This window comes from Prevotella sp. kh1p2 (genome assembly GCF_900111525.1).
In the GTDB taxonomy this organism is placed as follows: Bacteria; Bacteroidota; Bacteroidia; order Bacteroidales; family Bacteroidaceae; genus Prevotella.
Genome location: NZ_FOHY01000036.1, coordinates 1 through 6,312, shown reverse-complemented (window position 1 = coordinate 6,312; position 6,312 = coordinate 1). Strand labels below are relative to the sequence as shown.

The 6,312-nt window shown below is 49.8% G+C and carries 4 protein-coding genes; 1 reads left to right on the top strand and 3 read right to left on the bottom strand.

Annotation, left to right across the window (positions count from 1 at the left end):
* Positions 1 to 442: 442 nt before the first annotated feature.
* From BMW31_RS13110 to ppdK, 3 genes are all read right to left on the bottom strand, one after another.
* Positions 443 to 1,096 (bottom strand): DUF3256 family protein, encoded by a 654-nt coding sequence (locus BMW31_RS13110; RefSeq protein ID WP_091826722.1) that lies wholly within the window; start codon positions 1,094 to 1,096, stop codon positions 443 to 445.
* Between the two features lie 15 nt (positions 1,097 to 1,111).
* On the bottom strand, positions 1,112 to 1,609 hold the full coding sequence (locus BMW31_RS13105) for a hypothetical protein (RefSeq protein WP_091826720.1): 498 nt from the start codon (positions 1,607 to 1,609) through the stop codon (positions 1,112 to 1,114).
* Positions 1,610 to 1,739: 130 nt separating this feature from the next.
* Positions 1,740 to 4,460 carry a pyruvate, phosphate dikinase gene (ppdK, locus tag BMW31_RS13100; protein WP_091826718.1) on the bottom strand — a complete coding sequence of 907 codons (2,721 nt, stop codon included), beginning with the start codon at positions 4,458 to 4,460 and terminating at the stop codon, positions 1,740 to 1,742.
* Positions 4,461 to 4,717: 257 nt separating this feature from the next.
* Here ppdK and rlmD point away from each other — a divergent pair, with 257 nt between their 5' ends.
* Positions 4,718 to 6,145: a 23S rRNA (uracil(1939)-C(5))-methyltransferase RlmD gene (gene rlmD / locus BMW31_RS13095; RefSeq protein ID WP_091826716.1), complete on the top strand. Its 1,428-nt coding sequence runs from the start codon at positions 4,718 to 4,720 to the stop codon at positions 6,143 to 6,145.
* The last annotated feature ends 167 nt before the right edge of the window (positions 6,146 to 6,312 follow it).

Sequence of the window (6,312 nt, the reverse complement as noted above, 5' to 3'; positions counted from 1 at the left end):
AAGTGCACTTAACAGAAAAACCTGACAACTATATTTCCACATAAGAAATTTATTGTCAACCTAAAGAACATTTAACTACAAAAACTGTCAACTAAATCCAGGACAGAGCACCAGCTGGAACTTTTGACAAGTGTCGCACTCATGTGCGACAAGTGTCAAACGATCGTGCGACACTTGTCGAAAGTTCCTGAAGCATAGCTCCGGCACCTTTTCCCCGGTCTTTTGAGCAGGCGGAGTGCGTGTATCAGTAGCTTTTTCGACAAAGGATGAGGGAATGTAAAATAAAAACAAGACGGATAAGGGCAAAAAAAAATTGATTGTCTCACGACAACCAATCTTTTCTTAACCTTAATAATCTAATACCATGAAAAACACGATGCAAAGATAAGTATTATTTCCAACTCTGCAAGTGTTTGCTACCAATTAATGCGGTTATTAAACATTAATTAAACGTTTCACCATTCCAATTAAGTTTCCTTTGCATTAAAATGGCCTTTACAGCCTTTTTATCATCTGCGGACAGCATGGGCAGCGAGACTTTCAGCGTAAGGGAGTTGTCTGTAGGAGAAAGACTTGCGCACACTAAAAAAGGTTCTATCATTTCAGACAGTTCCTCGAACCTGGCTTCTGTCATGGTGTCGGGCTTTACGATGAGCCGGTCACGCAACGATTGCGGTGCTTCCGCTCCGCTGATGAAGCCTTTCTGTTCGATCCGTTGCCAGTTTTTGGACCAGAAAGAGAGTTCGCTGTCGCAGGCAGGGCCGTGAGATGAACGTACCATGCACATGATGCTGTCACCGTTTTGCAGTGGAAGCATGCGCATCTGTACCGTTGCCGCCGCGTTCAGTGTTACGCTTAGGTAGCTGGCTGTCAGTGTGTCCATCACGCTCTCCTCGCCCAGCAAATTTTTTACTTCAGCCTTAACCTTCATGTTTACGAAGTCAACAAGCTCTATGCGCATGCTCTTATTTAAATAAGGTATAAGCGAATCGGGCATGCTAATCCACATGTCTTTGACCCGTTGTGCCTGCAGCGGAGCCGTAAGCAGGAGCAACAGGATGGTTAAGAAGGTAGTTTTCGTTTTCGCTCTCTTCATTTTCAGCATGATGTATTATCTGAGCCGATGAAAAGCTCCGTATCTAAGTTCGGTCATCCACTGTCCCTCTCTGCGGGCCGTAGAGAGCGTAAAGAGAAATCCGATGCCTGTAGGAGAAACGCCGCCTTTGTAGAACTTGTTCCCGTTTTCTTCGTAGTCGTAGGTCACACCGAAGTTCTGCATCAGCTGATTGGCCAGCGAATCGCGATTGGCAACAGCCTCATGGCGCGTGGGTTTGGTAATGAAAAAGCGGGCCTGGTTAAGATACGAGCCGCTTGTACCTTTCTCGAAGCCAAAGATTATCTTGCTGAAAGTGTAGCCGGAGATATCCTTGTCAAGATACACCACGGCGTTGTCTTCCACCAGCGACGGCTCTCCATACTTGGCCCGAATGGCCTCCATGGCTTCGCTATAATAGGTTCCGAAGTTCACATTCACAAAATCAGTATCCTCGCCTGCAGCCTGTATCGTCAATGCAGCAAGCAGAAATAACGAAAGAAGTATTTTTCTCATTTTACTCACTATCTGTTCTATTGCGTGCAAAGGTAGTAAATAATCTTGAAATCGGAGAACTTCTGAACGAAAAAGGGGATGGAAATCAGCTTCCATCCCCTTGTATCAGTCATTTTGAATTACAGTCGGTTTATTCCTCAACCGCGGCTTGAGCGGCCGCGAGCCTGGCAATCGGCACTCTGAAAGGTGAGCAGCTGGCGTAGTTGAGGCCAATCTTGGCACAGAACTTAACCGAGCTCGGCTCGCCTCCATGCTCGCCGCAGATACCTGTCTTTAGGTCAGGACGCACGCTCTTGCCTTTCTCCACGGCCATCTTGATGAGCTGTCCAACTCCGTACTGGTCAAGAACCTGGAACGGATCTACCTGCAGAATCTTCTTCTCAAGATATACCGGCAGGAAGCTGGCAATGTCATCGCGGCTGTAGCCAAAGGTCATCTGGGTCAAGTCATTGGTTCCGAAAGAGAAGTACTCGGCCTCGGTAGCAATGCGATCGGCCGTGAGGGCGGCTCGTGGTATCTCAATCATGGTGCCCACGGGGAACTTGATTTCGATGCCATACTCTTCGAACACATTCTTTGCTGTAGCCATGATGATTTCTTTCTGCTGCTTGAACTCATTGACAACACCTATCAGCGGAACCATGATTTCTGGCTTCGGGTCTTTGCCTTCGAGCTTCAGTTCACACGCTGCAGACAAGATGGCACGGGTCTGCATGGCCGTAATCTCCGGGAAAGTGATGCCCAGTCGGCAGCCTCTGTGGCCCAGCATCGGGTTGTTTTCGGCAAGAGAAGCTACTCTGCGCTGAATGGCCTGCAGGTCAACTCCCATCTCTTTGGCCATTGCTTCCTGTCCTTCCAAGTCGTGAGGAACGAACTCATGGAGCGGCGGGTCGAGCAAGCGGATGTTTACGGGGCAACCGTCCATGGCCTCGAGAATACCCTTGAAGTCGGCTTTCTGATAAGGCAACAGCTTCTCCAGCGCCTTTTCGCGGCCTTCGGAAGTATCAGACAAAATCATCTCTCGCATGGCCAAAATCTTCTTATCGTCAAAGAACATGTGCTCGGTGCGTGTAAGTCCGATGCCTTTGGCACCGAAGTCACGGGCCACCTGGGCATCGTGCGGCGTGTCGGCATTGGTTCGAACCTGCAGTTTAGTGTACTTGTCGCAAAGATCCATCAGTGCTTTGAAATCGCCGCTCAACTCGGCAGCCTTGGTAGGTATCTCGCCCGCGTAAACCTTTCCGGTAGAACCGTTGAGCGAAAGATAATCACCCTCGCGGAAAACCTTGCCGTCTATTTCAACTGTCTTGGTCTTGTAGTCAACATTGATGCCGCCGGCACCAGATACGCAGCACTTACCCATGCCGCGCGCTACAACCGCCGCGTGGGATGTCATGCCGCCCCGGGCTGTCAGAATGCCCTCTGCAGCATTCATACCGGCAAGATCCTCGGGCGAAGTCTCAATGCGAACCATCACTACATGATGCCCATCGGCATGCCAGGCAGCCGCATCGTCGGCGTGGAATACTATCTGTCCGCAAGCTGCACCGGGCGAAGCTGGCAGTCCTTGTGTTATGGACGTGGCCTGTGCAAGCGCCACTTTATCGAATACCGGGTGCAGAAGTTCATCCAGCTTTTGGGGCTCGCAGCGCTCGATAGCGGTTTTCTCGTCAATCATTCCCTCACGAAGCAAGTCCATGGCTATCTTCACCATAGCCGTTCCAGTGCGCTTACCATTACGTGTCTGCAGGAACCATAGCTTGCCTTCCTGTACGGTGAACTCCATGTCCTGCATATCGTGGTAATGCTTCTCCAGCTTGTCTTGGATATCATTCAGCTGTGCATAAATCTCCGGCATGGCTTCTTCCATTGACGGGAAGTTGGCTACCCGCTCCTCTTCGGCAATGCCTGCACGCTGTGCCCAGCGAATGGAACCGGCCTTGGTAATCTGCTGCGGCGTGCGAATACCGGCAACCACGTCTTCGCCCTGGGCGTTAACAAGATACTCGCCGTTAAACACATTCTCACCCGTAGCAGCATCGCGGCTGAAGCAAACGCCCGTAGCAGAGGTTTCGCCCATGTTGCCGAACACCATTGCCATAACCGAAACGGCCGTCCCCCACTCGTCGGGGATGCCCTCCATCTTGCGATAAAGGATGGCGCGGTCGTTCATCCAACTGCGGAAGACGGCACAGATGGCGCCCCAGAGCTGCTCTATCGGGTCGTCGGGGAACGAGCTACCTGTACGTTCCTTGATAGCTTGCTTGAACAAAACAACAAGGTGTTTCAGCTCTTCAACGGACAAATCCTTGTCCAACTTGATGCCGCGTTCGGCCTTCACCCGTTCGATAATCTCCTCAAACGGGTCGATATCTTCCTTATTGGCCGGCTTCATATCGAGCACGACGTCACCGTACATCTGTACAAAACGGCGGTAGGAATCGTAAACGAAGTGCGGGTTAGCGGTCTTCTTCACCATTCCCTCAGCAACTTCATCATTCAGACCAAGGTTCAGGATGGTGTCCATCATGCCGGGCATAGAGGCGCGGGCGCCCGAACGAACCGATACAAGCAAGGGGTTGACAGGGTCGCCGAACTTTGAATTCATCAAAGACTCGATGTGCTCCACGGCTGCTTTCACGTCAGCACTCAGGATTTCGACTATCTTCTCCTGCCCCACCTTATAATATTCATTACAGCAATCGGTGGTAATGGTAAAGCCCGGAGGTACCGGGACACCTATCAGGTTCATTTCTGCGAGATTGGCTCCCTTACCGCCCAAATGCTCTCTCATCTTGGCATTTCCTTCGGCTTTTCCATTACCGAAGAGATAAACTCTTTTTTCACTCATAATAGATTTGATATCAATGTTTTTGGATTTGTTTTTTATTTACTTGCAAAGATAGTACAAAATAATTAACGGACAAAAGATTGAACCGAAAAAATGTAATCTCCACATTGCATTTTCTTTGTTAGCGCTAACAAGAACCAACGCCTTGCCTGCTGTAAGGCAGAAATTCCATTCGGACCGACGAACTGTCAATAAATATGCTTTCTTGATTTAAAAGTCACAAATAAATCGTACCTTTGCAGCAAATTTGAAGTATTATGTCAAGTAAACGCAAGCCATTGCCAATATTGGAGAATGTACTCGTTGAGGCCGTTGCCGCCGAGGGGAAGTGTGTAGCCCACGTGAACGATATGGTGGTTTTCATACCATTCTGCGTGCCGGGTGACGTCGTAGACCTGCAAGTGAGACGGAAAAAACACCACTACTGCGAGGCCGAAGTCATCAGATTTGTCATGTACAGCGATGTACGCGAGAAGCCGGTGTGTGAAAGTTTCGGCATTTGCGGAGGCTGCAAGTGGCAGAACCTGCCCTACTCCGAACAGCTGAAAGCCAAACAACAGCAAGTACACGACCAGTTAACGAGAATCGGAAAGATAGAACTGCCGGAATTCCGGCCTATCATAGGCTCCGACAGAATATGGGAATACAGAAACAAACTGGAGTTTGGCTGCTCCAACAAGCGATGGTTCACCAAGGAAGAACTGAGCAACAAGGAGCTCGACTTACATGCCACTGACACCAACGCCATAGGCTTCCACATTACCGGAGCATTCGACAAGATTTATCCCATCGGCAAATGCTGGCTGATGGACAACCTGCACAACGAGATAAGGAACGAAATCAGAGATTACGCCTTGGCCCACCAACTAACCTTCTACGATATCAAAGAGCAGCACGGTCTGCTCCGCGACATCGTTATCCGCAACTCCAATACCGATGAGTGGATGCTGATTATCCAGTTCCATTTCGAGAGTAAGGGAGACGAAGATGCTGCCAAAGGCTTGCTTCAACACATACAAGACAAGTTCCCGCAAATCAGTAGCTTGCTGTATGTAGACAATCAGAAGGGAAATGATACCTTCGGAGACCTGGATGTAAAGGTCTTCGGCGGCAAGGATCATATATTTGAGACGATGGAAGACCTGAAATTCAAGGTCGGACCTAAGAGTTTCTACCAGACTAACACCGACCAGGCCTACCACCTGTACTGTGTAGCCAGAGAGTTTGCTGAACTTACCGGCAGCGAACTTGTCTACGACCTCTACACCGGCACTGGTACAATAGCCAACTTTGTGGCCCGCAAGGCCAGGAAAGTTGTCGGGATAGAATACGTACCCGAGGCTATTGAGGACGCCAAGGTGAACAGCAAAATCAACGATATTGGCAACACCTTATTCTATGCGGGCGACATGAAGGACATACTGACCCCGGATTTCGTCCATGCTCACGGTCGGCCGGATGTCATCATCACCGACCCGCCACGCGCAGGCATGCACCCCGACGTTGTTCAGGTTATACTGAACACGGCGCCCAAGCGCATTGTTTACGTTAGCTGCAACCCAGCCACCCAGGCACGAGACCTTGCTCTGCTGGATGCCGATTACAAGGTGACGGCCGTACAGCCTGTAGACATGTTTCCGCATACGCCCCACGTGGAGAACGTAGTGCAGCTCGTTCATCGGTAACGAGCAAAAACGAGGGTCCTAAAAAGCAGCTGACCTGTACTGAATAAGTTGACAGTTTACATCAACCAAAAGAAGTAAAAAGTCATGAAACAGTACAATGAAATCGAAAAATTAGAGTTATTACGTCGGTACCTCACGAGTGGCCTGTCGATACGCGCCTTTTCCGC